The sequence below is a fragment of the Pseudomonas sichuanensis genome (assembly GCF_003231305.1).
Classification (GTDB): Bacteria; Pseudomonadota; Gammaproteobacteria; order Pseudomonadales; family Pseudomonadaceae; genus Aquipseudomonas; species Aquipseudomonas sichuanensis.
In genome coordinates this window covers 128,544-153,247 of the sequence record NZ_QKVM01000004.1, presented here as the reverse complement: position 1 = coordinate 153,247, position 24,704 = coordinate 128,544, and the positions used below count along the sequence as shown (strand labels likewise).

Here is a 24,704-nt window from a genome sequence, read left to right as displayed (position 1 = left end):
GCTTGTGGGAGCGGGTTTACCCGCGAAGCATCCAACACCGATTAAAGCCTGAACCCACCCATCTGCCGCGCCAGGTCATCGGCCAACCCGCGCAGCGCCTGGCATTCCTCCCGGCACCCCTGCACCTCGGCCGCCGTCTGCCGCGCCAGGTCGGAAATCCCCTGCACCGTGCGGTTGATTTCCTCGGTCACCGCCGACTGCTCCTCGGTCGCCGTGGCCACTTGGTGATTCATGTCGCTGATCTGCTCGACCTGATCGGTGATCGCCCCCAGCGACGTGCCCGTGAGCTGGCTGGACTCGACCCCATTGCCGGTCGCCTGCTGCCCCGCCTGCATCGACGACACCGCCGTGCCCGCACCCTGCTTGAGGCGCTGGATCATCTGCTGCACTTCGTCGGTGGACACCTGGGTACGCCGGGCCAAGGTGCGCACCTCGTCGGCCACCACGGCAAAGCCACGGCCCATCTCACCGGCCCGCGCCGCTTCGATGGCAGCGTTCAGCGCCAGCAGGTTGGTCTGTTCGGAAATACTGCGGATCACCGCCAACACTTCATCGATAGAGGCGACTTCGTCGGCCAACTGGCTGACCGCATCGGCCGCCCTGCCAATCTCGCCAGACATGCCTTCGATGTTGTGAATGGACCGACGCACCACTTCGCGCGCCTGCAGTGCCTCGTCGCGGGCCGACTGCGAAGCCACGGCGGCAGAGCCTGCATTCTGGGCAATGTCCTGCACGGTCAGGCCCATCTCGTGCACGGCGGTGGCGACCATCTCGGTCATTTCCTGCTGCCGCCCGGAGCGTTCGGCGGTGTTGTCCACCACTTGCGTTACCTGCTCAACCGAGCGGTGCAGGCGTTCGGTGGTACGCAGCACTTCGCCGATCAAGCCGCGCTGGCTGTCGAGGAAGCGGTTGAAGCCCCGGGCCAGGTCGCCCAACTCGTCCTGGCGCGAATCGTCCAGGCGATGGCTGAGATCGCCCGCACCACTGCCAATCTGCACCAATGCCGCAGTGACCTGACGGATCGGCCGCACCAGCCCGCGCGCCAGCAGCACCACCAGCAACAGCGACACCAGCGCCACGCCTCCGCCAATCAGGCTGGTGAGCCATACGGCCTGACGCATCTGGGCATAGATTTCGGCCTCCGGCACTTCGGCCACCAGGGTCCAGTTCAGGTCCCGCAGTGGCAGGCCCAGGGCCAGGTAGGTTTCACCGTCGCGGCTGAAACGGCTGTTGCGCAGGCCCTGCCCGCCGCTCATCACCGCCTTGGCGGCGTCGGCGTCAAGCTGCTCGGCGAGCTGGCGCTTGCCGCTGAACTGCTGGTCGGGGTGCACCTGGATCAGGCCATCGTTGCGCACCAGGAACACCTTGCCGTGTTCGCCGAAGCTGAAGTCGTGGATCAGCTTGGACAATTCGCTCATGCGCAGGCCCATGCCCGCCACGCCCACCAACTGGCCATCCTTTTCCACCCGATAGTCGATGAACAGCGCCAACTCACCGGTGGCCCCGTCGATGTCGATATTGACCAGGCGCTCGGCGCCGCTGTCGATATAGCCGTAGAACCAGCTGTCCTTGGGGTTGGCGCGGCTGAGGGTGCGATCCAGGCCTTTCTCGTTGTAGTAGTGGTTGCTCGCAGTGGCGGCGAACATCGTGGTGAAGGCCTGGTTGCGCTGCCTGGCGCCCTCCAGGTACTCGATGAAACGCGGTGCTTGTGCAGGGTCCTCACCGGCCGCCAGCCAGTCGCGCAGCAGGGTATTGCCGGCGATGTCCGCCGCAGCCACCTGCGGTCGGCCGAGCATGCGTTCGATGTCGTTGCGAATCGCCTCGATGCTGGCCGGCAGCGCCGTGTCGACCAGGTACCGCTCGGTGAGGCGGTTGACCGCCACGGTGTAGATCGCCACCACCACCAGGATGCTCGCCAGCAGGGCCGCGCCCATGCTTGCGATCAATTGCCACTGGATGCTCCGCCGCCAGATACGCATGCCCCGCTACTCCCGCTAATTATTGTTTTGCGAGAAGTGTATACACTCAAGTATCCAGTTATTCCAGAGATCTGAGACAGCACAAAAAGACTGTGGGAGCGGGTTTACCCGCGAAGACGTCGGTGAAACCACCATCGTCTTCGCGGGTAAACCCGCTCCCACAGGGGATGCTTGAGCGCTTTACTGGTCGCCGATGGTGCGGCTGATGGCATCGACGGTGGCGTCGATCTGCGCCTGGGTGCGCTCCAGGGTCTTGGCGTGTTCGCGCTGCAACTCGATCTGTTTCGAGCACAGGTTCAGGGCCGCCAGCACCAGCAATTTGTCACCGATCAGCGTCGGGTAGCTGCGCTTGGTCTCGGCCAGGGCGACGTTGAGCATGCGCACGGCCTGGGCCAGGGTCTCTTCCTGGCCTTCCGGCGCCTTGAGCGAATAGTCGTTGCCGAGGATCGATACGACATTGACCGGCTGCGCGTGCAGCCTCATGCGTTCACGACACCCGCGCTGGCGCGGTCGACCAGGGCCTGGATGCGGGCAGCGGTGGCGCCGTGCTTCTCTTCCTGCTCCATCAGCGACAGCTGCAGGGTCTCGTTCTCTTCCTTGGCCTGGGCCAGTTCCTGGCCGAGGGCGGTGTTCTGCTCGGTGAGTTGAGCGTTCTTGTGCATCAGGTCGCTGACCAGTTGCTCGAGTTGATTCAGGGAAGTTTCCAACATGCGTCTATCTCGGGTTGTTGCAAAGGGCGCACACGATAAGGAAAAACCTGCGCCCTCGCCATTAAATATCGGATTCAAAAGGTTTTTACCTGCTCAGGTTGACCGGTGTCGGCCGCCCTTGTTCCGGCCTGGGTCAACCGCCTGTCAGGAATTTCGTTAGCTGCCTCATAAATTCTCCATGCCACTATCAAGACTGACCGGTCACGACCGATACGCCGGCAGGTCCTATTTCGTCGCATGGACTGCGGCCCCCTTTCTGTCCTGGATACCGCCTCCATGTCCCTACGCAACATGAATATCGCCCCGCGCGCCCTGCTCGGGTTTTCGGTGATCGGCCTGCTGATGCTCGGCCTGGGTGTCTTCTCGCTGATCCAGATGGGCAACATCCGCCACGCCGGCGTGACCATCGAGCAAGTCAGCGTGCCCAGCATCAAGACCCTCGACGAGCTGACCGCGCTCAACCTGCGTCTGCGCACCCTCTCCTACCGCCTGCTGCTCAACCGCGAACCGGCCACCCAGCAGGACACCCTGCGCCTGCTCGACGAGCGCAACGCGCAGATCGACAAGGCCCGCCATGCCTACGAGCCGCTGATCAGCGCCGCCGACGAAAAAGCCGCGTTCGAACAATACGGCCAGTTGCTCGGCCAGTACCGCCAGCTCGAAGCGCGCATGCGCAGCCTGAGCCAGGCCGGCGACCTGGAAGGCCTGCGCGCCATGCTCAACCGCGACCTGCTGGACAACTCCGAACAGATCAACAAGGTCATGGACACCCTGGTGCGCATCAACACCGACCAGACCCGCGACACCAACCAGCAGGCCGCCGACCAGTACAACGGCGCCTTCGCCCTGGTGATCGGCCTGCTGATTGCCGCCACCGTGCTGACCCTGCTGTTCGCCTTGCTGCTCACCCGCAGCATCGTCAAACCCATCGACGAAGCGCTCAAGGCCGCCGAGCAGATCGCCGAGGGCGACCTCACCCACAGCATCCGCCCCGAAGGCACCGACGAAGCCGCGCGCCTGCTGCAGGCCATGGCCAAGATGCAGGACAAGCTGCGCGATACCCTGCAGCTGATTGCCGGCTCCGCCACCCAGCTGGCCTCGGCTGCCGAAGAGCTGAACAGCGTCACCGACGAAAGCGCCCGTGGCTTGCAGCAGCAGAACAACGAAATCGAGCAGGCCGCCACCGCCGTCACCGAAATGACCAGCGCGGTCGAGGAAGTGGCACGTAACGCGGTGAGCACCTCGCAAGCCTCCAGCGAAGCCAGCCGTTCGGCCGGCGATGGCCGCGACCTGGTCATGGAGACCGTGGGCGCCATCGAGCGCATGAGCGGCGACGTACAGGCCACCGCCAAGCTGATCACCCACCTGGCGGAGCAATCGCGCGACATCGGCAAGGTGCTGGACGTGATCCGCGGCCTGGCCGACCAGACCAACCTGCTGGCGCTCAACGCCGCCATCGAGGCGGCGCGTGCCGGCGAGGCGGGCCGTGGCTTTGCCGTGGTGGCCGACGAAGTCCGGGCGCTTGCGCACCGCACCCAGCAGTCCACCAGCGAGATCGAGCGGATGATCGGCAGCATCCAGGGCGGCACCGAACAGGCCGTGGACTCGATGCGCACCAGCACCGAGCGCGCCGAATCGACCCTGAACATCGCCAAGGGCGCAGGCCTTGCCCTGGACACCATCGCCGCGGCGGTGGGGCAGATCAACGAGCGCAACCTGGTGATCGCCAGCGCCGCCGAGGAGCAGGCCCAGGTGGCCCGCGAGGTGGACCGCAACCTGGTGAACATCAACGACCTGTCGGTGCAGAGCGCCACCGGCGCGCACCAGACCAGCGCGGCGAGTGCCGAGTTGTCACGCCTGGCGGTGGACCTGAACGGGATGGTGGCGCGGTTCCGCATCTGATCCTGGCGAATGCCGGGCGCCTGCACGCCCCTCAGCGAAAGTGGCCAGTCAATCAGTCCCCCTGATCGACTGGCTGATCTGCACGGGCTGCACCTGTACATCAACGGTGGTGAACGGCGGGCTGGGCGTCTGCACCTTTACCTGCTCGGCCGCGGGTCGCACTACCTTATCGGCAGGGCGCATGCCCAGTATGGCCCTGGTATTGGTCGTGACACTTCTCTTCACGTATTGCCAGAGTCCCTCCCAGTTGTCCCAGGCGGCTTTGGCAATCCGAGTCCCGGCCCCCGCCACCAGCAGTGCCGTACCGGCATTGGCAACGTAGGTGGCCGCCGCTACGCCGGCCAGTCCCATGCCAGCTGCCGCCGCGCTCGTGGCGGAGCCCAGCAAGGCGACCCGCGAAGCGTTCACTGCCAGCGCCCCCTTTGGCTCGGGGCCGAGCATGAGTGCGAGCGGTGACGCCGTGTGCAAGGCGATGGTCCCCGAACGTTGGATGATCTGCGAGATCAAGACGGAAGAACCTGCGCTTGGATCATGGCGATTCACCGGGTCGCCGGAACAGTACAGGTAGACATGGATCCCTCCTTCAGCGAACGGGCTGAGGGCGTCGGGCTGGTAAAAACGCATCAACGCCGGATTGTAATGACGGTGCCCATTGCCCAGCAGATAGCCGTCCATCCGCGGCTCACGAAGCTGGCCACAAAAGCCGGTCTTCAGGCCAGGCGGTGACGGCAGCGCACCATAGGCCGTGAAGCTGCGGCCTGGGAGCCCGGTAGCGCCGATGGGGCTGCGTTGTCTATCACAGGCAAGCAAGTAGGTAGGCACTGTCCAAACTCCTTTGCTGGGGTTCCCATCCGGAGCTTGGCAGCGACGCAGTGGCAGTGAAACTGGCAAAAATATCAGGTGCCCATACAACCGGGGCCACCTTGCGGCCCATTGCCCGCAAGCCTGGCTCCCACAGAGGCCCGTGCCGTACCTGTGGGAGCCGGCTTGCCGGCGAAAGGGCTGCGCAGCAGCCCCTGGTGCTCGAGTATCAGCTCAATACTCGATCCGCACATCCCCCTTCGGCACACTGCAGCACGACAGGATGTAGCCCTCGGCCTCGTCCTCTTCGGTGATCCCGCCGTTGTGCTCCATCTCCACCTCACCGCCCAGCTTGAGCACCTTGCAGGTGCCGCAGATGCCCATGCCACAGGCCTTGGGGATCATCAGCCCGACCTTGGCCGCCGCCGCATGCACGGTCTCGCCCGGGGCCACGCGAATGCTCTTGTCGCTGCCGACGAACTCCACCAGGTTGAGGTCGGCCGCGTCCACTTCCGGCGCATCGGCCGCAGCTTCCGCGTGCTCCACCGCATCGGCCTTGGCCTCGGGCGGCGTCGCGCCGAACGACTCCTCGTGATAGTTCTTCATGTCGAAGCCGACCGCCTCGAGCATGCGCTTGACCGCGCTCATGTAGGGCGTTGGGCCGCAGCAGAAGATGGTGCGCTCCAGGTAGTCCGGGGCGATCAGCTCCATCAGGCGCTGGTTGAGGTAACCGCGGTAGCCGGCCCACGGCTCGCCCAGCCCGTGCTTCTCGCAAATGATGTGCAGGCTGAAGTTGGGGATGCGCGAAGCCATCTGCTCCAGCTCGCGGTGGTAGATGATGTCCTTCGGCGAGCGGGCGCTGTGCACGAACACCATGTCGACATTGGCGTTGGTGTCGTAGAACCAGCGGGCCATGGACATCACCGGGGTGATGCCGACACCACCGGACAGGTACAGGGTCTTGCCCGCCGGGAAGTCGATGGCGTTGAACAGCCCCACCGGCCCGTGCACCGGCAGCTCGGCGCCTTCGTGCATGGTGTCGTGGAGGAAGTTCGACACCAGCCCGCCCGGCACGCGCTTGACGGTGATCGAGAAGCTGTAGGGCACCGACGGCGAGCTGGAGATGGTGTACGAACGCATCACCGGCTTGCCTTCGATCTCCAGCTCCAGGGTGACGAACTGCCCGGGCTTGAAGAAGAACATGATCGGCTGGTCGGCCATGAAGCAGAACGTGCGCACATCCCAGGTTTCCTGGATGACCTTGACGCAGCGCACGATGTGGCGGCCATTGGCCCAGGTCTGGGTGGTGACCGGGTTGAGGAAGGTATCGGACATGTTCATCTCCAGCAGCCGACTGTCGGCCTTTCTTATGGCTCCGATAATGCGCAACGCGAGGGCTGCGTACATTCCCATCCGCGACATCGGCGTGCTTATCGCGACCAGCCCCACGCTGCAAGGGTTGGCGCGTCGGAATTCGATGCGGCCATGTCGCCCATGGATATGGTTCCCGACGCCTTCGAACGCACACTCCTCGGCAAAACAACACGCTGTTTATCCAAAGCAGCAGCCCTGCGGCAAACAACAACGATTAGCCACTTCTGTCGGCCGCACGCGGCCCCGAGGACCACACGATGGACGTCACCGCAACCCTGAGCCTGGGCGACCCACTGGAACCCGCACGCAAGGCCACCGCCGAGATGCTGCAGACCCGCGAGCGCACCTACTCGCTGCCGCAACCTTTCTACAGCGACGAGCGCCTGTTCCAGATCGACATGCAGGAGATCTTCCACAAGGAATGGCTGATCGCCGGCATGGTTTGCGAGATCCCGACCAAGGGCAACTACATCACCCTGCAGATCGGCAAGAACCCGATCATCGTGATTCGCGGTGCCGAAGGTAAGGTGCATGCCTTCCACAACGTCTGCCGCCACCGCGGTTCGCGCCTGTGCGTCAGCGACAAAGGCAAGGTGGCCAAGCTGGTCTGCCACTACCACCAGTGGACTTACGAACTCGATGGCCGCCTGCTGTTCGCCGGCACCGAGATGGGCGCCGACTTCGACATGAACCAGTACGGCCTCAAGCCTGTGAACGTGAAGGTGGCCGGTGGCTACATCTTCATCAGCCTGGCCGAGAACCCACCGGCCATCGACGAGTTCCTGGCCACCCTCGACCACTACATGGAACCGTACGACATGGAGAACACCAAGGTGGCGGTGCAGACCACCTTGATGGAGAAGGCCAACTGGAAGCTGGTGCTGGAGAACAACCGCGAGTGCTACCACTGCAGCGGCTCGCACCCGGAGCTGTTGAAGACGCTGCTGGAGTGGGACGACACCAACGACCCGCGCGCCAGCCAGGAGTTCAAGGACCACGTAGCTGCCTCGGCCGCCGCCTGGGAAGCCGAGAAGATCCCTTACCTGCACAAGAGCCACGGCCTGCGTAACCGCATCGTGCGCATGCCGCTGCTCAAGGGCACCGTGTCGATGACCATGGACGGCAAGGTGGCCTGCAAGAAGCTGATGGGCCGCATCCAGAACCCCGACCTGGGCTCGATGCGCATCCTGCACCTGCCGCATTCCTGGAACCACTGCATGGGCGACCACATGATCGTGTTCACCGTGTGGCCGATCAGTGCGCAGGAGACCATGGTCACCACCAAGTGGCTGGTGCACAAGGATGCGGTGGAGGGGGTGGATTACAACCCTGAAGAAATGCGCAAGGTGTGGGATGCGACCAACGACCAGGATCGGCGGTTGGCGGAGGAGAACCAGCGGGGGATCAACTCCACGGCGTATCAGCCGGGGCCTTACTCGAAGACTTACGAGTTTGGCGTGGTGAACTTCATCGACTGGTACAGCCAGCGTGTGCTGAACAATTTGGGGGCCGAGCCGGCGCCTTATCTAGTGGAAGTAAAAGCACAATAAGAAGCTCGCCCCCAGCCATTGGGGGCGATTCTTAACGTTGTAAATGTGGCCATATTATTGTCTAGCAGCATCCGATCTTTAAATGAGTTGCGTCAACTGACTAGCATTATCCCTAACTTGAGCCACACTCTCCTCTATAGCAGCCTGCCGTTCATAACTGCCATTTGAAACTGATGAAGTAACGCTTGTTTGCTGCCCATACGAACGACGATCAAAGTCAGGCGGGTTAGTTACAACTGATGCCCCCGCATGCACTTTCTGAACCGGAGAACTCACTTTCTCGCTGTTCAGGCTACGCTCTCTGCTTACTGAGGGCGACAAAGCCCTGTGTGTGCCGCGCATTGACCTTACGACATCAGACGCACCGACAATTGTTCCAGCGACCATCATATAGTTTCCAACTATTTGGAATCCGACACTATGATCCAGTTCCATTCCTTCCATGACGCGCCCCACGCCATAGCTGCTAGCACCAGCGACGGTGAGGGTCAGCGAAGCAATCGATGCTCGGCTGAATTTTTGATTTAAATACTTGCTAGCGAACCCGAGTATGCCGCTAGTTATCAACGCGGTGAAATTGAGCAGATCGCCAGAAAAAACCGCATGTGAATATCGCCCATTACGATCATGCCAATTGACAGGATCTCCGCCACAGTATGCGTAACTATTTACGCCTCCCTCATCGAAAGGGCTGCGCCGATCCGACGAGTGAAACCGCATTAGCGCAGGATTATAGAGGCGATGCCCGTTGCCCAGTAAATATCTGTCGAGATCGTGCTCACGCATCTGTCCGGTAAAACCTGTAATCGCCGCTGCCGAAGGTGCGGAACGTTGCCCAGTAACGGTATAGGCAATAGGCGACCAGTCAGCCATCCCTGCTATCAAAATCGGACTAAGTAGACGATCCGTAGCCAACAGCCTAAGAGTTGGCATTCTTTCTCCCCTCACAATGTTGTTTGCGTAGACAAGCTAGCACTACCAGTTGGTGGGCGTAACTGGCAAAACTGTCAGGTAAAGCTCAACCAGGTGTGCTGGAGGATGGCCTTGCGGAGATCTGTCAGAAGTGCCGTTCGCAGTGCGATGCCTTCATGCGAGTCAATCGTTTATCCACAGATCTGCCGACAATGACTGGCCGGCCCGGATGACTCAAGTCACACGCCACTGATCAAAAAACGATCAACTCACTGTAGACCTTAGATTACGTGACCTCCAGCTATTTCCGAACAACTTATCCACATGTCGACCAACAGGGATTGTGAGCAGATTCCGGCGGCCCATTGAAGAGATATGGATAACCGTCCCAACATACTGATTTTCGGACGCTCCGAGGACATTCCTCACGATTTGATCAAAAAACAATCAAAATGCTCCAAGCCTTTAAAACAAAGGCCTGGAGAAGAAACCAAACATGTTGTCCACAGGGCCGCCAACAAAGAATGTGGGAAAACCCGGGCTGGCCGTAAACTGGCTGTGGAAAAGCCCGGAAAGCCCAGATAATCAGCGGGTTTACCTGACTTTAGTGGCAATAGATCAAAAAACGATCAATTCTTTGCAAGCCAGTAAATTCAACGCCTGCACTAATGGGCGAACATGTTATCCACACACCGGCCAACAGCGATTGTGGGCAGTTTTGCGGGCTCGGGCCTCGAAGATGAAATCAACGACTGATCACAAATTGATCAAAACCTTGAACCCGTTGATTTCAAAGGGCTACAGCATTGCGCAAACACTTTGTCCACAGCTTGGCGAACAGAATCCGTGGGCAAGATTATTCGCCGTGCACTCACAGAGGCCACGCGTAACCTGTGGGAGCGGCTTTAGCCGCGAAGCAGGCGATGCGGTGGATGGCACCGGCTCAGCCGGTGTTCGCGGGTAAACCCGCTCCCACACGGTTAGCGCCAGGCCAACTCTGCGCATTCCTGTGGAAGCAGGGCTTGAATAGCAGGGTTTGCTCAGCGCAGAACCCCCTCCTCCACCAACAACTTGAGGATCGCCTCGGCGCCTTCCTGGGGTGACACATCCTTCAGCACCTTGCCCCCGCCGCCACTGGCCTTGGCCGTGGCGGCCTTCATGCGGTCGGCACCGCTCTTGGCCTTGATCACCTTGAGCCGCTTGGGCCGTGGGCGAGCGGGTTGCAGGGCGTCATCACCCAGTACCGGGTCGTCCACCACCGCCACATCAAAGGGGGCCAGCACTCCGCGCCGCGCCGGGCCGAATGCGCTCTGGCGGGGCTTGGGCGCCGCGTTATCCACAGTTGCCAACAAGGGCAGGCGCACTTTCAAGCGACGCCGCTGGCCCCGTGGCAAGGCTTGCAGCACCTGGGCGGTACCGTTCTCGATCGATTCCACCTCGGCCAGCCCGACCACCAACGGCCAACCGAGCTTCTCGGCCAACAGGAACGGCAACATGCCCGAGCCTTCCCCGGTTTCCGCCTGGCTGCCAGTCAGCACCAACTGGGCGCCGGCATCGCGCAGGTAGTCGCCCAACACGCCCAGTACATCGGCGCCAGCGGGCTGTTCCAATACGTCCAGGTGTTCAAGCCCCATGCCCAGGTAAGCACGCAAGGCCTCTTCGCGGGGATCACCGGCATGCACCACCTGCAAGTTATCCCCAGCCAGCTGCAAGCCCAGCTCCACCGCACGGGCATCCTGCTCGGCGCGGCGCGCACGCCCGGAACTGGGGTGAGCGCCGATGGAAACCAGACTGATCACTTTGGTAGTCATGCTCACGCCCTTATGCCGCGTCGCGCTGGCCGCCGCTGCGGTAGTTGTCCACAGCCTCGATCAGTGCCTTGAGAATCGCCGAGCTGTCGCCAATCACCGACAGGTCGGCCCGTTTGATCATGTCGCAGCCCGGGTCCATGTTGATCGCCACCACCTTGTCGCAGGCGCCGATGCCCTGCAGGTGCTGGATCGCGCCGGAGATACCCACAGCCACGTAGACCCGCGCCGTGACCCAGGTGCCGGTGGCCCCCACCTGGCGGTTGCGCGGCATGAAGCCGTCGTCCACCGCCACCCGCGAGGCGCCTTCGGTGGCGCCGAGGGCCTTGGTGGCCTGGTGGTACAGCTCCCAGTCCTTGACGCCGTTGCCGCCCGAGACGATGAACTCGGCCTCGGCCATGGCGATGGCGGCCGGGTCCACGGCCACCGAGCCAAGGTCCTCGATGCGCGACAGGCTGCGCGCCACGCCTGTGGACAACTCCACCGGCAGGGCTTCGTGTCGGGTTTCGCTCACAGGCTCAGCGCATTCGGCAGCGGCCAGGATCAACCGTGGCACGTCACGCTGGATGTCCTGCTGGCCGGCGCCGGCACGGCCGATGCACTGGCCGTCCTTGACCTGCCATACCCGCGTCGCCGGGCGTTCGCCCAGGGCCGCGGCGAAGCGCCGGCCGAGCTCCCCGCCACCGGTACGGCTATCGGGCAACAGCCAGTGGCGCGGCGCGAACTGGTTATCCACAGCCCGCAGGCCCTGGACCAGTTGCTCCGGTGCATAACCGTCGAAGGCCTCGCCTTCGATAACCAGCAGGCGATCAACGCCGGCGGTGGAGAAGTTGCTTTCCTTGTGCTCGCCGAACACCACCGCCAGCACCGCGCCGTCACTGCCAGCCAGGCTGTGGGCCAGGCCGAGCAGGTCGCGGTCGTGGCTGCCGAGGCGGCCGCCGACCATGTCCGGCACCACGGCGATGTAGAACGCAGGCTTGGCCACCTGATGCAGCGGCAGCTGTACTTCGGCGGCGGCCGTGCGCCGCCCGCCCACACCGGTGCCCTGCTGGGCGCCGCTGCGGTCGATGCGCTTGAGGCCGCTGGGGCCGATGAAGCCGGCAGCGATCGCATGGGGGTTCTTGCGCATCAGGCCGTTGGGGCCCATCCAGCTGGTTTGTTGCGTCTGCATCGCTGCATGCAGCGGGTGCAGGCGGTTACGGGCGATCCACTCGGCGCGTGGGTCGCGGCGGATGATGTCGCTCATCAGTGCACCTCCGCAGGTTCACGTTTGCTGGCCGGCGGCTTGGCGCTCGCCGGGGCCTCGTCTTCGATCAGCACATCGGCGACCAGCTCGGCGAGGTCCTTGATCTGTGGACGCGGTTCGACCACGCCTTCGAGCATCGCCGTGCACTGTGGGCAACCCACGGCCACCAGCTCTGCCTCGGTCTCGCGGATATCGTCCATGCGCATGTCGGGGATACGTTGCTTGCCCGGGATGTCGGTGATCGGCGCGCCGCCGCCGCCGCCGCAGCAACGGGAACGGAAGCCCGAGCGCTGCATCTCGCGCACTTCGATACCCAAGGCCTTGAGCACATCGCGCGGGGCCTCGTACTCGCCGTTGTAACGGCCCAGGTAGCATGGGTCGTGGTAGGTGACGCTGCCGCCCTTGTGCTGGCCAAGGTTGAGCTTGCCGGCGGCGATCAGTTCGGCGATGTAGGTACTGTGGTGCTGCACCTGGTAGTCGCCGCCAAGGGCACCGTATTCGTTCTTCAGCACATGGAAGCTGTGCGGGTCGCAAGTGACGATGCGCTGGAACTGGTACTTGGCCAGGGTCTGGATATTGCGTTTGGCCAGGTGCTGGAAGGTCGCCTCATCGCCCAGGCGACGGGCCACGTCACCGCTGTCGCGCTCTTCCAGGCCAAGCACGGCGAAGTCCACGCCGGAGGCCTTGAGCACTTTGACGAAGGCGCGCAGCGTGCGCTGGTTGCGCATGTCGAAGGCGCCGTCGCCAACCCAGAACAGCACCTCGGTGCGCTTCACATCGCTGAGCAGTTGCAGGTTGAGGTCGGCCGCCCAGTTCATCCGCCCGCCCGGGGCGAAGCCGCCGGGGTTGTCGGTGGCGATCAGGTTGTCCAGCACCTCGGCGCCCTTGTTCGGGGTGGCGCCCTTTTCCAGGGTGAGGTGGCGGCGCATGTCGACGATGGCATCGACGTGCTCGATCATCATCGGGCACTCCTCCACGCAGGCGCGGCAGGTCGTGCACGACCACAGGGTTTCGGCATCGACCAGGCCGTTGACGATCGGCTGGTGCGGATGGCCGCCATGCTCACCGATCGCCTTGCCCGGATAGGGGCTGCCGGCGAAGGTGGCGTCGGTGCCTCCGGCCAGGCCGATGACCATGTCCTGAATGAGCTTTTTCGGGTTCAGCGGCTGGCCGGCGGCGAACGCCGGGCACATGGCCTCGCACTTGCCGCATTGCACGCAGGCGTCGAAGCCGAGCAGCTGGTTCCAGGTGAAATCCACCGGCTTTTCCACGCCCAGCGGCGCGTTCGGGTCTTCCAGGTCCAGCGGCTTGAGGCCGGTGGAACGGCCGCCGCCGAAGCGCTCGGCGCGGCGGTGCCAGGCCAGGTGCAGGGCGCCGGCGAACGCGTGCTTCATCGGCCCGCCCCAGGTCATGCCAAAGAACAGCTCGGACACGCCCCACAGCACGCCAACCCCCAGGAGCGCCACCAGCACCCAGCCACCCGTGCCTTGCGGCAGGATGCCGGCCACCGGCAGCGTGGCGATGAAGAAGCTCGCCGCGAACATCAGCAGGCTCTTGGGCAGGCGCATCCACGGGCCTTTTGAAAGGCGCGACGGCGGATCGAGACGGCGTTTGAAGACGAAGATCGCGCCGATGAACATGATCACCGTGGCTACCAGCAGGGCAAACCCGAGGATCTTGCTGTGCAGGCCGAAGCCGTGCACCAGGATCGCCAGCACGGCCGACAGCACGAAACCGCCGGCAGTGGCCACGTGGGTCTTGGACATGTACTTGTCGCGCTCGACCACGTGGTGCAGGTCCACCAGGTAGCGCCGTGGCATGGCCAGCAGGCCTTTGATCAGGTCGACCTTGCTCGGCCGCCCGCGCCGCCACATGCGCACCCGGCGCAGGGCGCCGAGCACCGCCAGGGCCAGCGCGGTGAACAGCAGGATGGGTAGAAGGGTGTTCAACATGGGAGGCTCCCACAGTGTTCCTCTACAGATGCCGCGTTGGTTCTGCGATCAGAAATCCTTGCACAGGCGCAAGGCGTCGTAGATCGCCGCATGCACGTTGCGCTGGGCCACGCAGTCGCCGATGCGGTACAAGAGGTAGCCCTCGCCCGGCTGGCTGAGAATCGGCTGCGGCTTGATGGCAAACAGTGCCTCGACGTCGATCTGGCCCTTGTTGCGCGAACCGTCTTTGAGCGCGTAGTACAGCTGCTCGTCGGGACGCACGCCGTTCTCCACCACCACCTGGTCCACCACCCGCTCTTCCTTGGCGCCGGTGTACTCGTTCTCGAGCACCGCCACCAGCTTGTCGCCTTCGCGGTAGACCTTCTCCAGCATCATGTCGCCGGTCATGATCACTTCTTTGGGGTACATGCTGCGGTAGTAGGTGGGGAAGCTGGTGCCGCCCATGGCCACGCCCGGCTTGATGTCGTCGGTGACGATCTCGACCTGGCTGCCCTTGTCGGCGATGAAGTCCGCCGTCGACATGCCGGTGAACTCGCAGATGGTGTCGTACACCAGCACGTTCTTGCCCGGTGCGACCTTGCCATCGAGCACGTCCCAACTGCTCACCACCAGCCCTTCGGCAGCGCCCCAGTGCTCGTTCTGTTCGACGAACGGATGGCCGCCCACTGCCAGCACGATGATGTCCGGGCGCAGGTCCTGGATGGTCGCCACGTCAGCGGCGGTACCCAGGCGCAGGTCGATCTTCAGGCGAGCGAACTCCAGCTGGTACCAGCGGGTGATGCCGGCGATCTGGTCGCGCTGCGGGGCCTTGGCGGCGATGGTGATCTGCCCGCCGATCTGCTCCTTCTTCTCGAACACGGTCACATCGTGGCCACGCTCGGCGGCCACGCGGGCAGCCTCCATGCCGGCAGGGCCTGCGCCGACGATCACCACCTTGCGCTTGGCGCCGGTGGTCTTCTCGATGATGTGCGGCACGCCCATGTATTCACGGGAGGTGGCGGCGTTCTGGATGCACAGCACGTCCAGGCCCTGGTACTGGCGGTCGATGCAGTAGTTGGCGCCGACGCACTGCTTGATCTGGTCCACCTGGCCCATCTTGATCTTGGCGATCAGGTGCGGGTCGGCGATGTGGGCGCGGGTCATGCCGACCATGTCCACGTAGCCGCCTTCCAGGATGCGCGTGGCCTGGTTCGGGTCCTTGATGTTCTGCGCGTGCAGCACCGGAACCTTGACCACTTCCTTGATGCCGGCCGCCAGGTGCAGGAACGGCTCCGGCGGGTAGCTCATGTTGGGGATGACGTTGGCCAGGGTGTTGTGGGTGTCGCAACCCGAGCCGACCACGCCGATGAAGTCGAGCATGCCGGTAGCGTCGTAGTAGGCGGCGATCTGCTTCATGTCCTCGTGGCTGAGGCCATCGGGGTGGAATTCGTCGCCGCAGATGCGCATGCCCACGCAGAAGTCGTCGCCTACCTCGGCACGCACGGCCTTGAGCACTTCCAGGCCGAACTTCATGCGGCCTTCGAAGGTGCCGCCCCACTCGTCGGTACGCTTGTTGACCCGCGGGCTCCAGAACTGGTCGATCATGTGCTGGTGCACCGCCGACAGCTCGACGCCGTCCAGGCCGCCTGCCTTGGCGCGGCGCGCAGCTTGCGCGTAGTTGCCGATGACGCGCCAGATCTCTTCCACTTCGATGGTTTTGCAGGTGGCGCGGTGCACCGGTTCACGGATGCCCGACGGCGACATCAGGGTCGGCCAGTTGAAACCGTCCCAGCGCGAGCGACGGCCCATGTGGGTAATCTGGATCATGATCTTGGCGCCATGCTTGTGCATGGCATCAGCCAGGTTCTGGAAGTGCGGAATGATGCGGTCGGTCGACAGGTTGACCGACGACCACCACTCTTGCGGGCTGTCGATGGCCACCACGGACGAGCCGCCGCAGATCGCCAGGCCGATGCCGCCCTTGGCCTTCTCTTCGTAATACTTCACATAGCGGTCGGTGGTCATCCCGCCGTCGGTGGCATACACCTCGGCGTGCGCGGTGCTGAGCACACGGTTGCGGATGGTCAGTTTGCCGATCTGGATCGGCTGGAACATTGCTTCGAAGGCCATGACGCTATCTCCGGCTTACAACGGCTTTGTAACGAACAGGCCATCTTCGTGGCCTTCTTCCGACCCGCCGTAGACCTGTTCGGCCACGGTGCGGATCGAGCTGCCGCGGGCAGCGAGAATCTGGTCCATGGCGCCGGCGAACCAGCCGGTGAACATGTAGTCGACCTTGCGGCCAACCTTGCCGTAGACATAGACGAACGCCGAGTGCTCGAGCTTGACGCTGCAGGTGCCTTTGTCCAGGTCGATGTCCTGGATCTTGAACAGGCCCCAACCACGCTGGCTCAGGCGCTTCATGTAGTGCTCGAACACCGCCACGCCTTCCAGGCCATGGCACTCGGCTTCTTTTTCGCACCAGTGCCAGGCGGACTTGTAGCCGGCCTTGTAGAGGATCTCGGCATAGGCGTCGGCGCCCAGCACTTCCTCGATGCCCATGTGGTTGTTGACGAAGAAATGCCGTGGCACGTAGAGCATCGGCAGGGCGTCACTGGTCCAGACACCGGTCTCGCTGTCGACTTCGATTGGCAATTGCGGGGCGATCTTGGCCATGGAAACTCAACTCCATAAAATTTTTGTTGGGAGGCCCCGGCGTTGCTGGCCGGGGTTTTCAGGCTTGGAGTGCGGCTTATTCGCCCCACACATCCTTGAGGACGTTGACCCAGTTCTCGCCCATGATCTTGCGCACCACGCGCTCGGAATGGCCGCGCTTGAGCAGGGTCTCGGTGAGGTTGGGGAACTCGCCGACGGTACGAATGCCGAGCGGGTTGATGATCTTGCCGAAGTTGGTCAGGCGACGGGCGTAGCCCTTGTCGTGGGTCAGGTACTCGAAGAAGTCCTGGCCGTGGCCCTGGGTGAAGTCGGTGCCGATACCGATGGCGTCTTCACCGACGATGTTCATGGTGTACTCGATGGCTTCGGCGTAGTCGTCGATGGTCGAGTCGATGCCCTTGGCCAGGAACGGCGCGAACATGGTCACGCCGACGAAGCCGCCGTGGTCGGCGATGAACTTCAGCTCTGCATCGGACTTGTTGCGCGGATGCTCCTTGAGCCCCGACGGCAGGCAGTGGGAGTAGCAGACGGGCTTTTTCGATTCGAGGATGACTTCCTCGGAGGTCTTGGAGCCGACGTGGGACAGGTCGCACATGATGCCGACGCGGTTCATCTCGGCGACGATTTCGCGGCCGAAGCCCGACAGGCCGCCGTCACGCTCGTAGCAGCCGGTGCCGACCAGGTTCTGGGTGTTGTAGCACATCTGCACGATGCCCACGCCCAGTTGCTTGAACACGTCTACATAGGCGATCTGGTCTTCGAACGCGTGGGCGTTCTGGAAGCCGAAGAGGATGCCGGTCTTGCCCAGCTCCTTGGCCTTGCGGATGTCGGCGGTGGTGCGCACCGGCATCACCAGGTCGCTGTTGTCGCGAATCAGCTTCTGGCTGGCGGCGATGTTGTCGACGGTGGCCTTGAAGCCCTCCCACACCGACACCGTGCAGTTGGCTGCGGTGAGCCCGCCCTTGCGCATGTCCTCGAACAGTTCGCGGTTCCATTTGGCAATGATCAAACCGTCGATGACGATGCTGTCGGCGTGAAGTTCGGCTGGGCTCATCAGGCTGTCCCCTTTTATTGAGTTTGCTGGCGCCAAACCTTGTGTCGGCGCTTTGGGGCCAGCATATGCCTGCCGCCCGAGGCGCCCCGATGCAAAAACGACAGGGGGTTTGCCGAAAGCGTCAAAGGCCGAAACGGCGCGCTCTGGCCTGCGCCTCGCAGATGAGAGCCAGTCTCGACAACGGCTTCTGTAAGGCTTTGATGAACATTTCGTCAGGGAGCTATCGCCGCGCCCGAGGCTGAGCGAGAATCCCTGCGATTCGTCAGCCTGTTCAGGAGAAAACGGATGAAATCAATGGCATGGCTGGTCCTGCTGGCCGTCGCGTGCGGCGCCCAGGCCGCCGAGGAAGAAAGCACGCCCTGCGACAACGTCGAGACCGACCAGCAGGGCTATGCCTGCGCGGCCTACAACAAGCAGACCGCCGAGCGCGAGCTGAAGGCCGCCTATGACGACCTGATCCAGCGCATTCGCGACCAGTATGCGGATGAAAACGACAAGGCCGCGGCGCTGAGCGCGAAGATGGAGGCTGCGGAGAAACTCTGGGCCCAGTTGCGCGATGCCGACTGCAAGGTCGAGACCTATGCCGAGAAGCCCGGCAGCAAGGCTTACGAAGCGGCGTGGAACACCTGCGTGGCGCAGCGTAGCGATGAGCGCTCGGAGTATCTGCAGACCATCGGTCAGCAATAAATCAGGTAGGCAGAGCCTCTGTGGGAGCCGGCAAGCCGGCTCCCACACAATGAACTTGCCCGCCCGCTGCGGGGGCGGGCCTGCCCCGCGAAGGTTTGATCAGGCGCCGCGACGGTTCAGGTCAATCACCGTGCTTTCGTCGAAGTACCCATCCATGCTCACCACATCGACCTGCAACTGCTGCCTGTTCCAGTCGAAGGTCAGGCGCAGGTAGGTACCCGCGTTCAAGGCGCCGGCCTTGAAGTGCGGAACCTTGCCGAAGCCGCTGTAGTACTTGCCTGCGTTCGAGTGCAGGTGACCGGAAAACACTGCGGCGACGTTATGGGCTTCCAGCAGTTTCGGCACTTCCCGGTAACGTTGCTCCTCGTCCACCCAGTATTCCGAGATGTGCATGTTGACGATGACCACCTCGCCCCGGGCGGTGGCGTCCTCAAGCTGGCCTTTCAACCACTCCAGCGAGCGGGTGATGTTGAAATGGCGCTTGGGTTTCAGGCTCCATCCGCCACCGGTGCTCCACTGGCGTTCATAGGTCGGTTCGTTGTTCAACTGGATGATCCGCACACGGCCCACGGTGACCGAGTAGGACAGCGAGCCCGAGTGTGTGTCGTTCTGGTAGCGATAGTCGAAATCGTTGACCGGATCCATGGCCTTAACCCAGGCAATGTGATCGCAAACGGCATCACGGGCGCAGCCATTGTTGCTGCAATCGTCGACGTTGTTCTCGTAGTCATGGTTGCCCAGCCCTGGCAGCAGCAGCGGGCCGCCAACACCGGCGGCCATCTTGCGGAACATCACCTGCATCGCCGAGCGTTCGTTGCCATGGCCGTATTCGGTGATGTCGCCGTTGACCACCACCGGCACATGGTAGGGAACCTCACGCTCGCGGGCGATTGCCTCGTAGACAGGCGCGGTCTTGTGCCAGCCGTCCGAGTCGATCTCCTCGACGTACTCATCGAAACGCTGGCTCATGTAACGGAACGCCTGGGAGTCGGAGGCGATGATCATCTTCTGCCGGCCATCGGGGTAGTCGGCCGGCTGGTTCCAGCCGGGCTGGTAGTAGTCCTGATACAGATCGGTGCTGGTGCTTTCACAACCTGGTACAGCGGCATGGGCCTGCCAGGGCGCCAGCATCGAGGCAAGCGCCAGCGAACTGAACAGGTATTTGCTGAATCCATGCGTAGGAGACATCGTGACAATCCTTGGTTCGTTAATGGATTGCCTACGCTAGTGAACTATCGGTCTGACAATAATCGGGAAGTCCGCCCTAGGCGTTCAGCGGGCGGTAATCGGCGCCCGCCACTTGGCGGTCCTGCCGCGGGCACCGCTCGAAGCGCGCCCGGTAGCAGCGGGTAAAGTACGACGACGACTCGAAGCCGCAGGCAACCGCCACTTCCAGCACACTCATGTCGGTCTGGCGCAACAGCTGCCGGGCCTTGTCCAGGCGCAAACGCAGGTAGAAACCACTGGGTGTGTCGTCCAGGTGCAGGCGGAACAGCCGCTCCAACTGGCGCCGGGTGACCTGTATCGCCTCGGCCAGCACCTGGGTGTTGAGCGGCAGCTCAGTGTTGCGCTCCATTTCGCCAATCACCTTCACCAGCTTCTTGTTGCGCAACCCATAGCGGCTGGCGATCTGCATGCGCTGGTGGTCCTGGCGCGGGCGAATGCGGCCAAGCACGAACTGCTCGGACACCTGCACCGCCAGCTCGCTGCCATGGGCCTGGGCGATCAGGTCGAGCATCAGGTCGATGGACGCGGTGCCGCCGGCGCAGGTGATGCGCCGGCGATCGAGTTCGAACAACTCCTGGGTCGCCTGCAGGCGCGGATAACGCTCCTTGAAGGCCTCCAGTGCCTCCCAGTGCAGGGTGGCGCGGTAGCCATCGAGCAGGCCCGCCTCGGCCAGCACCATGGCGCCCGTGTCGATGCCGCCCAGCACCACACCGTCATGGTCGAGACGGCGCAGCGCCTGCTGCAGTACCGGCCCAAAGCAGGCAAGCGGCTCGAAGCCGGCCACCACCAGCAGCAGGCGTACCTGCTCGCCTTCACCCAGCGCGCCATCGGCATTCACCGACATGCCGTTGCTGGCCTGCACCGCCCCGCCATCGAGGCTGAGCACGCGCCACTGGTACAGCGCGCCACGAAAGCGATTGGCCACCCGCAGCGGCTCGATGGCGCTGATGAAGCCCATGGCCGAGAAGCCCGGCAACAAGAGGAAATGCAGCGTTTCCGACATCCCATGCTCCCCACAAAAAGTGGTCGCCTGCGTGCAAGTGTTGGTCGCCAGGGTGCGATTTCCCGGCCCGTCACCAGCGTAGCGTGTTCTCACGGCCCGCAGAGGCCGGAACCCATAACAATATGCACTGCCGATGGAGAGCCACCATGCAACGCTTTATCCGCCGCAGCCTGTTGTCCCTCGCGCTCAGCACCACCGTAGCTACCCCCCTGTTCGCCGCCGAACCCGCCGCCTGCAAGGACGTGCGTCTGGGCGTGGTCAACTGGACCGACGTGATCGCCACCAGCGCCATGGCTCAGGTGCTGCTCGATGGCCTGGGCTACCAGACCAAGCAGACCAGCGCCTCGCAGCAGATCATCTTCGCCGGCATCCGCGACAAGCGCCTGGACATGTTCCTGGGTTACTGGAACCCGATCATGACCCAGACCATCACCCCGTTCGTGGCGGCCAGCCAGGTCAAGGTGCTCGACAAACCAAGCCTGGAGGATGCCCGCGCTACCCTGGCGGTACCCAAATACCTCGCCGACAAGGGTTTGAAGACGTTCGCCGACATCCACAAGTTCCAGAAAGAGCTGGGCGGCAAGATCTACGGCATCGAGCCGGGTTCCGGCGCCAATACCCAGATCAAGGCGATGATCGCCAAGAACCAGTTCGACCTGGGCAAGTTCCAGCTGGTCGAGTCCAGCGAGGCCGGCATGCTCGCCGCGGTCGACCGCGCCGTGCGGCGCAACGAAGCGGTGGTGTTCTTCGGCTGGGCGCCGCACCCGATGAACGTGAACATCGACATGGTCTACCTGGGTGACAGCCAGGACGCCCTCGGCCCGGATGAAGGCCGCGCTACGGTGTGGACGGTGACCGCGCCGGACTACGCCGAACGTTGCCCCAACGCCCACCGCCTGCTGACCAACCTCAGTTTCAGCGCCGAGGACGAGAGCCGCATGATGCAGCCGCTGCTCGACCACAAGGATGCGCTGGAGTCGGCCCGCCAGTGGCTCAAGGACCACCCCGAGGACAAGGCCCGCTGGCTGGAAGGTGTGACCACCTTCGATGGCAAGCCGGCCGCCGACAACCTCAAGCTCACTGCCAACTGATCCGACCCTGTCGCGGGGCAAGCCCGCTCCCACGCATACGCACACGGCCTTCGTGGGAGCGGGCTTGCCCCGCGAAAACCCTCGACCATGAGAATCCGCACCATGAACCACGACGTCATCATCACCTGCGCCCTCACCGGCGCTGGCGACACGGTCGCCAAGAGCCACCTGGTCCCAGTCACCCCCAAGCAGATCGCCGAAGCCGCCGTAGAGGCCGCCAAGGCCGGCGCCACCGTGGTCCACTGCCACGTCCGCGACCCGCAGACCGGCCGCTTCAGCCGCGACGTGGCGCTGTACCGCGAAGTGATGGAGCGCATCCGCGAAGCCGACGTGGACATCATCGTCAACCTCACCGCCGGCATGGGTGGCGACCTGGAGATCGGCCCGGGCGAAACCCCCATGGAGTTCGGCGCCGGCACCGACCTGATCGGCCCGCTGGAGCGCCTGGCCCACGTCGAGGCGCTGCTGCCGGAAATCTGCACCCTGGACTGCGGCACCCTCAACTTCGGCGACGGCAACGCCATCTACGTGTCCACCCCGGCGCAACTGCGCGCCGGCGCCAAACGCATCACCGAGCTAGGCGTGAAAGCCGAGCTGGAGATCTTCGACACCGGCCACCTGTGGTTCGCCAAGCAGATGATCAAGGAAGGCCTGCTGCACGACCCGCTGTTCCAGCTGTGCCTGGGCATCCCGTGGGGCGCACCGGCCGACACCACGACGATGAAAGCCATGGTCGACAACCTGCCCGCCGATGTGACCTGGGCCGGCTTCGGTATCGGCCGCATGCAGATGCCGATGGCCGCCCAGGCGGTGCTGCTGGGCGGCAACGTGCGGGTGGGGCTGGAAGACAACCTGTACCTGGATCGCGGCGTGCTGGCCAGCAACGGCCAGTTAGTGGAGCGCGCGGTGGAGATCATCTCGCGCCTCGGTGGCCGCGTGCTGACCCCGGCCGAAGGCCGCGAAAAAATGAACCTCAAGCGTCGCGGATAAAGCCAGCCCGTAGCAATCCCTGTGGGAGCGGGTTTACCCGCGAAGCAGGCGGCGCGGTGGATGGCACCGGCTGCGCCGGTGTTCGCGGGTAAACCCGCTCCCACAGGGGCTGCGTCTAGCCATGAAATTTTCAGTGAGGATCAGATATGCCTTTCATCACCGATATCAAGACCTTCGCCGCCCTGGGTAGCGGCGTCATCGGCAGCGGCTGGGTCGCCCGCGCCCTGGCCCACGGCCTGGACGTTATCGCCTGGGACCCGGCGCCCGGCGCCGAGGCGGCGCTGCGCAAACGCATCGCCAATGCCTGGCCGGCACTGGAGAAACAAGGCCTGGCCCCCGGCGCCGCACAGGGCCGCCTGAAGTTCGTGAGCACCATCGAAGCATGCGTGCGCGACGCCGACTTCATCCAGGAAAGCGCGCCGGAGCGCCTGGACCTCAAGCTCGACCTGCACGCCAAGGTCAGTGCGGCCGCCAAGCCGAACGCGATCATCGGCTCCAGCACCTCGGGCCTGTTGCCCAGCGAATTCTACGAGTCGGCCACCCATCCCGAACGCTGCGTGGTGGGCCACCCGTTCAACCCGGTGTACCTGCTGCCGTTGGTGGAGATCGTTGGCGGGCGCAACACCAGCCCCGAGGCCATCGAGGCGGCCAAGACCATCTACACCGCGCTGGGCATGCGCCCGCTGCATGTGCGCAAGGAAGTCCCAGGGTTCATCGCCGACCGCCTGCTCGAAGCGCTGTGGCGCGAAGCCCTGCACCTGGTCAACGACGGCGTCGCCAGCACTGGCGAGATCGACGACGCGATCCGCTTCGGCGCAGGCTTGCGTTGGTCGTTCATGGGTACCTTCCTCACCTACACCCTGGCCGGGGGCGATGCCGGCATGCGCCACTTCATGGCCCAGTTCGGCCCGGCGCTGCAGCTGCCCTGGACCTACCTGCCGGCGCCGAAGCTGACCGACAAGTTGATCGACGATGTGGTCGACGGTACTTCGGAGCAGTTGGGCGAGCGCAGCATCGCCGCGCTGGAACGCTACCGTGACGACACCCTGCTGGCAGTGCTGGAAGCGGTGAAGAACAGCAAGGCCAAGCACGGCATGGCCTTCTGCGACTGAGGAGACGACGATGCCCGCACTGACCACCTACCGCACCCAGGTGCTGCCTGACTGGGTCGACTACAACGGCCACCTGCGCGACGCCTATTACCTGCTGATCTTCAGCTACGCCACCGACGCGCTGATGGAACGCATCGGCCTGGATGCCGATGCGCGGGGGCAGAGCGGGCATTCGCTGTTCACCCTGGAGGCGCATATCAACTACCTGCACGAGGTGAAGCTGGATACCGAGGTGTGGGTGCAGACGCAGATCATCGGTTTCGACAAGAAGCGCCTGCACCTGTACCACAGCCTGCACCGGGCGGGGTTCGACGAGGCGCTGGCGGCCAGTGAACAGATGTTGTTGCATGTGGACCTGGCGGGGCCGAAGTCGACGCCGTTCGGGGACCGCAGTGTCGAGTTGCTACGCGGTATTGTGCTTGAGCAGCAGGATCTGCCTGGCGCTGAGTTCGCAGGCCGGGTGATAGCGCTGCCTGGATAGCCGGAACATGCCATCGCGGGGCAAGCCCGCTCCCACGCATTGCTTGCCTTGCATCGGGCTTGCGTGGGAGCGGGCTTGCCCCGCGATGGCGTTGACGGCCAAAAAATAACCCCGCAAAGCCGTGAGCTTGCGGGGCCAAGAGCGAGCAACATCCACTGTGCGAGAAGTGA

The 24,704-nt window shown here is 63.6% G+C and carries 21 protein-coding genes and 2 pseudogenes; 8 read left to right on the top strand and 15 right to left on the bottom strand.

Annotated elements, in window-relative coordinates:
- Positions 1–41 precede the first annotated feature (41 nt).
- The 4 genes and pseudogenes from DM373_RS29565 to DM373_RS03670 all read right to left on the bottom strand — a co-directional run bounded on the left by DM373_RS29565 (position 42) and on the right by DM373_RS03670 (position 2,689).
- A complete protein-coding gene (locus DM373_RS29565) occupies positions 42–770 on the bottom strand; it encodes a methyl-accepting chemotaxis protein (RefSeq protein ID WP_425272559.1) in 729 nt (242 codons plus the stop codon).
- A 135-nt stretch (positions 771–905) separates the two neighbouring features.
- A pseudogene (locus tag DM373_RS29560) lies at positions 906–1,934 on the bottom strand (HAMP domain-containing protein); the annotation flags it as partial.
- Between the two features lie 225 nt (positions 1,935–2,159).
- A complete protein-coding gene (locus DM373_RS03675; protein ID WP_110992273.1) occupies positions 2,160–2,462 on the bottom strand; it encodes a cell division protein ZapA in 303 nt (100 codons plus the stop codon).
- Positions 2,459–2,689 carry a hypothetical protein gene (locus tag DM373_RS03670; RefSeq protein ID WP_110992272.1) on the bottom strand — a complete coding sequence of 77 codons (231 nt, stop codon included), beginning with the start codon at positions 2,687–2,689 and terminating at the stop codon, positions 2,459–2,461. Before DM373_RS03670 ends, DM373_RS03675 begins: the two co-directional genes overlap by 4 nt.
- Before the next feature lie 237 nt (positions 2,690–2,926).
- On the opposite strand from DM373_RS03670, the pseudogene DM373_RS29555 reads away from it, so the two are divergent.
- Together DM373_RS29555 and DM373_RS29550 are read left to right on the top strand one after the other, a co-directional pair.
- Positions 2,927–3,736 (top strand): annotated as a pseudogene (locus DM373_RS29555) (MCP four helix bundle domain-containing protein); the annotation flags it as partial.
- Positions 3,719–4,591, top strand: a complete 873-nt coding sequence (locus DM373_RS29550; RefSeq protein ID WP_425272558.1) for a methyl-accepting chemotaxis protein — start codon at positions 3,719–3,721, stop codon at positions 4,589–4,591. The pseudogene DM373_RS29555 and the gene DM373_RS29550, both read left to right, overlap by 18 nt.
- A gap of 48 nt (positions 4,592–4,639) precedes the next feature.
- On the opposite strand, the gene DM373_RS03660 is transcribed toward DM373_RS29550, so the two are convergent.
- Together DM373_RS03660 and gbcB are read right to left on the bottom strand one after the other, a co-directional pair.
- Positions 4,640–5,413 carry an RHS repeat-associated core domain-containing protein gene (locus DM373_RS03660; RefSeq protein ID WP_244215032.1) on the bottom strand — a complete coding sequence of 258 codons (774 nt, stop codon included), beginning with the start codon at positions 5,411–5,413 and terminating at the stop codon, positions 4,640–4,642.
- Between the two features lie 213 nt (positions 5,414–5,626).
- Positions 5,627–6,727, bottom strand: coding sequence for a glycine-betaine demethylase subunit GbcB (gbcB, locus tag DM373_RS03655; RefSeq protein ID WP_031314933.1), 1,101 nt, complete (start codon positions 6,725–6,727; stop codon positions 5,627–5,629).
- A 296-nt stretch (positions 6,728–7,023) separates the two neighbouring features.
- On the opposite strand from gbcB, the gene gbcA reads away from it, so the two are divergent.
- Complete coding sequence (gene gbcA / locus DM373_RS03645; protein ID WP_110992269.1) at positions 7,024–8,316, top strand: glycine-betaine demethylase subunit GbcA; 1,293 nt, start codon at positions 7,024–7,026, stop codon at positions 8,314–8,316.
- A 78-nt stretch (positions 8,317–8,394) separates the two neighbouring features.
- Here gbcA and DM373_RS03640 read toward each other — a convergent pair whose 3' ends face one another.
- The 7 genes from DM373_RS03640 to DM373_RS03610 all read right to left on the bottom strand — a co-directional run bounded on the left by DM373_RS03640 (position 8,395) and on the right by DM373_RS03610 (position 17,943).
- On the bottom strand, positions 8,395–9,189 hold the full coding sequence (locus DM373_RS03640; RefSeq protein WP_244215031.1) for an RHS repeat-associated core domain-containing protein: 795 nt from the start codon (positions 9,187–9,189) through the stop codon (positions 8,395–8,397).
- Positions 9,190–10,268: 1,079 nt separating this feature from the next.
- A complete protein-coding gene (gene etfB, locus DM373_RS03635) occupies positions 10,269–11,039 on the bottom strand; it encodes an electron transfer flavoprotein subunit beta (protein ID WP_110992267.1) in 771 nt (256 codons plus the stop codon).
- Between the two features lie 10 nt (positions 11,040–11,049).
- Positions 11,050–12,282: an electron transfer flavoprotein subunit alpha gene (etfA, locus tag DM373_RS03630; RefSeq protein ID WP_110992266.1), complete on the bottom strand. Its 1,233-nt coding sequence runs from the start codon at positions 12,280–12,282 to the stop codon at positions 11,050–11,052.
- Positions 12,282–14,234 carry a dimethylglycine demethylation protein DgcB gene (gene dgcB / locus DM373_RS03625; RefSeq protein WP_110992265.1) on the bottom strand — a complete coding sequence of 651 codons (1,953 nt, stop codon included), beginning with the start codon at positions 14,232–14,234 and terminating at the stop codon, positions 12,282–12,284. The genes etfA and dgcB overlap by 1 nt, the downstream gene beginning before the upstream one ends.
- A 48-nt stretch (positions 14,235–14,282) precedes the next feature.
- Positions 14,283–16,343, bottom strand: coding sequence for a dimethylglycine demethylation protein DgcA (dgcA, locus tag DM373_RS03620; RefSeq protein WP_110992264.1), 2,061 nt, complete (start codon positions 16,341–16,343; stop codon positions 14,283–14,285).
- Positions 16,344–16,358: 15 nt separating this feature from the next.
- Positions 16,359–16,889 carry a DUF5943 domain-containing protein gene (locus DM373_RS03615; RefSeq protein WP_110992263.1) on the bottom strand — a complete coding sequence of 177 codons (531 nt, stop codon included), beginning with the start codon at positions 16,887–16,889 and terminating at the stop codon, positions 16,359–16,361.
- 76 nt (positions 16,890–16,965) lie between these two features.
- Positions 16,966–17,943, bottom strand: coding sequence for a dipeptidase (locus DM373_RS03610; protein ID WP_016392223.1), 978 nt, complete (start codon positions 17,941–17,943; stop codon positions 16,966–16,968).
- Positions 17,944–18,228: 285 nt separating this feature from the next.
- Between DM373_RS03610 and DM373_RS03605 the strand changes: the two genes are divergently transcribed.
- Positions 18,229–18,630 (top strand): lysozyme inhibitor LprI family protein, encoded by a 402-nt coding sequence (locus DM373_RS03605; protein ID WP_110992262.1) that lies wholly within the window; start codon positions 18,229–18,231, stop codon positions 18,628–18,630.
- Positions 18,631–18,729: 99 nt separating this feature from the next.
- Here the strand turns inward: DM373_RS03605 and DM373_RS03600 are convergent, their stop codons facing one another.
- Together DM373_RS03600 and DM373_RS03595 are read right to left on the bottom strand one after the other, a co-directional pair.
- Positions 18,730–19,818: a metallophosphoesterase gene (locus DM373_RS03600; protein WP_110992261.1), complete on the bottom strand. Its 1,089-nt coding sequence runs from the start codon at positions 19,816–19,818 to the stop codon at positions 18,730–18,732.
- 76 nt (positions 19,819–19,894) lie between these two features.
- Complete coding sequence (locus tag DM373_RS03595; RefSeq protein ID WP_110992260.1) at positions 19,895–20,860, bottom strand: GlxA family transcriptional regulator; 966 nt, start codon at positions 20,858–20,860, stop codon at positions 19,895–19,897.
- A gap of 146 nt (positions 20,861–21,006) precedes the next feature.
- Here DM373_RS03595 and choX point away from each other — a divergent pair, with 146 nt between their 5' ends.
- From choX to DM373_RS03575, 4 genes are all read left to right on the top strand, one after another.
- Positions 21,007–21,951 (top strand): choline ABC transporter substrate-binding protein, encoded by a 945-nt coding sequence (gene choX / locus DM373_RS03590; RefSeq protein WP_110992259.1) that lies wholly within the window; start codon positions 21,007–21,009, stop codon positions 21,949–21,951.
- A 102-nt stretch (positions 21,952–22,053) separates the two neighbouring features.
- Positions 22,054–22,941 carry a 3-dehydrocarnitine:acetyl-CoA trimethylamine transferase CdhC gene (gene cdhC / locus DM373_RS03585; RefSeq protein WP_110992258.1) on the top strand — a complete coding sequence of 296 codons (888 nt, stop codon included), beginning with the start codon at positions 22,054–22,056 and terminating at the stop codon, positions 22,939–22,941.
- Positions 22,942–23,087: 146 nt separating this feature from the next.
- The gene (locus DM373_RS03580; protein WP_110992257.1) at positions 23,088–24,053 is read left to right on the top strand and encodes an L-carnitine dehydrogenase; all 966 of its coding nucleotides are present in this window, start codon (positions 23,088–23,090) and stop codon (positions 24,051–24,053) included.
- Positions 24,054–24,063: 10 nt separating this feature from the next.
- A complete protein-coding gene (locus DM373_RS03575) occupies positions 24,064–24,534 on the top strand; it encodes a thioesterase family protein (protein WP_110992256.1) in 471 nt (156 codons plus the stop codon).
- Positions 24,535–24,704: the final 170 nt, after the last annotated feature.

What these genes read in the sequence shown, in the direction of transcription:
- DM373_RS29565 (WP_425272559.1), bottom strand. Translation starts at nt 770, where the DNA reads ATGGTCGCCACCGCCGTGCACGAGATGGGCCTGACCGTGCAGGACATT.
- DM373_RS03675 (WP_110992273.1), bottom strand. Translation starts at nt 2,462, where the DNA reads ATGAGGCTGCACGCGCAGCCGGTCAATGTCGTATCGATCCTCGGCAAC.
- DM373_RS03670 (WP_110992272.1), bottom strand. Translation starts at nt 2,689, where the DNA reads ATGTTGGAAACTTCCCTGAATCAACTCGAGCAACTGGTCAGCGACCTG.
- DM373_RS29550 (WP_425272558.1), top strand. Translation starts at nt 3,719, where the DNA reads ATGGCCAAGATGCAGGACAAGCTGCGCGATACCCTGCAGCTGATTGCC.
- gbcB (WP_031314933.1), bottom strand. Translation starts at nt 6,727, where the DNA reads ATGTCCGATACCTTCCTCAACCCGGTCACCACCCAGACCTGGGCCAAT.
- gbcA (WP_110992269.1), top strand. Translation starts at nt 7,024, where the DNA reads ATGGACGTCACCGCAACCCTGAGCCTGGGCGACCCACTGGAACCCGCA.
- DM373_RS03640 (WP_244215031.1), bottom strand. Translation starts at nt 9,189, where the DNA reads ATGGCTGACTGGTCGCCTATTGCCTATACCGTTACTGGGCAACGTTCC.
- etfB (WP_110992267.1), bottom strand. Translation starts at nt 11,039, where the DNA reads ATGACTACCAAAGTGATCAGTCTGGTTTCCATCGGCGCTCACCCCAGT.
- etfA (WP_110992266.1), bottom strand. Translation starts at nt 12,282, where the DNA reads ATGAGCGACATCATCCGCCGCGACCCACGCGCCGAGTGGATCGCCCGT.
- dgcB (WP_110992265.1), bottom strand. Translation starts at nt 14,234, where the DNA reads ATGTTGAACACCCTTCTACCCATCCTGCTGTTCACCGCGCTGGCCCTG.
- dgcA (WP_110992264.1), bottom strand. Translation starts at nt 16,343, where the DNA reads ATGGCCTTCGAAGCAATGTTCCAGCCGATCCAGATCGGCAAACTGACC.
- DM373_RS03615 (WP_110992263.1), bottom strand. Translation starts at nt 16,889, where the DNA reads ATGGCCAAGATCGCCCCGCAATTGCCAATCGAAGTCGACAGCGAGACC.
- DM373_RS03610 (WP_016392223.1), bottom strand. Translation starts at nt 17,943, where the DNA reads ATGAGCCCAGCCGAACTTCACGCCGACAGCATCGTCATCGACGGTTTG.
- DM373_RS03605 (WP_110992262.1), top strand. Translation starts at nt 18,229, where the DNA reads ATGAAATCAATGGCATGGCTGGTCCTGCTGGCCGTCGCGTGCGGCGCC.
- DM373_RS03600 (WP_110992261.1), bottom strand. Translation starts at nt 19,818, where the DNA reads ATGTCTCCTACGCATGGATTCAGCAAATACCTGTTCAGTTCGCTGGCG.
- DM373_RS03595 (WP_110992260.1), bottom strand. Translation starts at nt 20,860, where the DNA reads ATGTCGGAAACGCTGCATTTCCTCTTGTTGCCGGGCTTCTCGGCCATG.
- choX (WP_110992259.1), top strand. Translation starts at nt 21,007, where the DNA reads ATGCAACGCTTTATCCGCCGCAGCCTGTTGTCCCTCGCGCTCAGCACC.
- cdhC (WP_110992258.1), top strand. Translation starts at nt 22,054, where the DNA reads ATGAACCACGACGTCATCATCACCTGCGCCCTCACCGGCGCTGGCGAC.
- DM373_RS03580 (WP_110992257.1), top strand. Translation starts at nt 23,088, where the DNA reads ATGCCTTTCATCACCGATATCAAGACCTTCGCCGCCCTGGGTAGCGGC.
- DM373_RS03575 (WP_110992256.1), top strand. Translation starts at nt 24,064, where the DNA reads ATGCCCGCACTGACCACCTACCGCACCCAGGTGCTGCCTGACTGGGTC.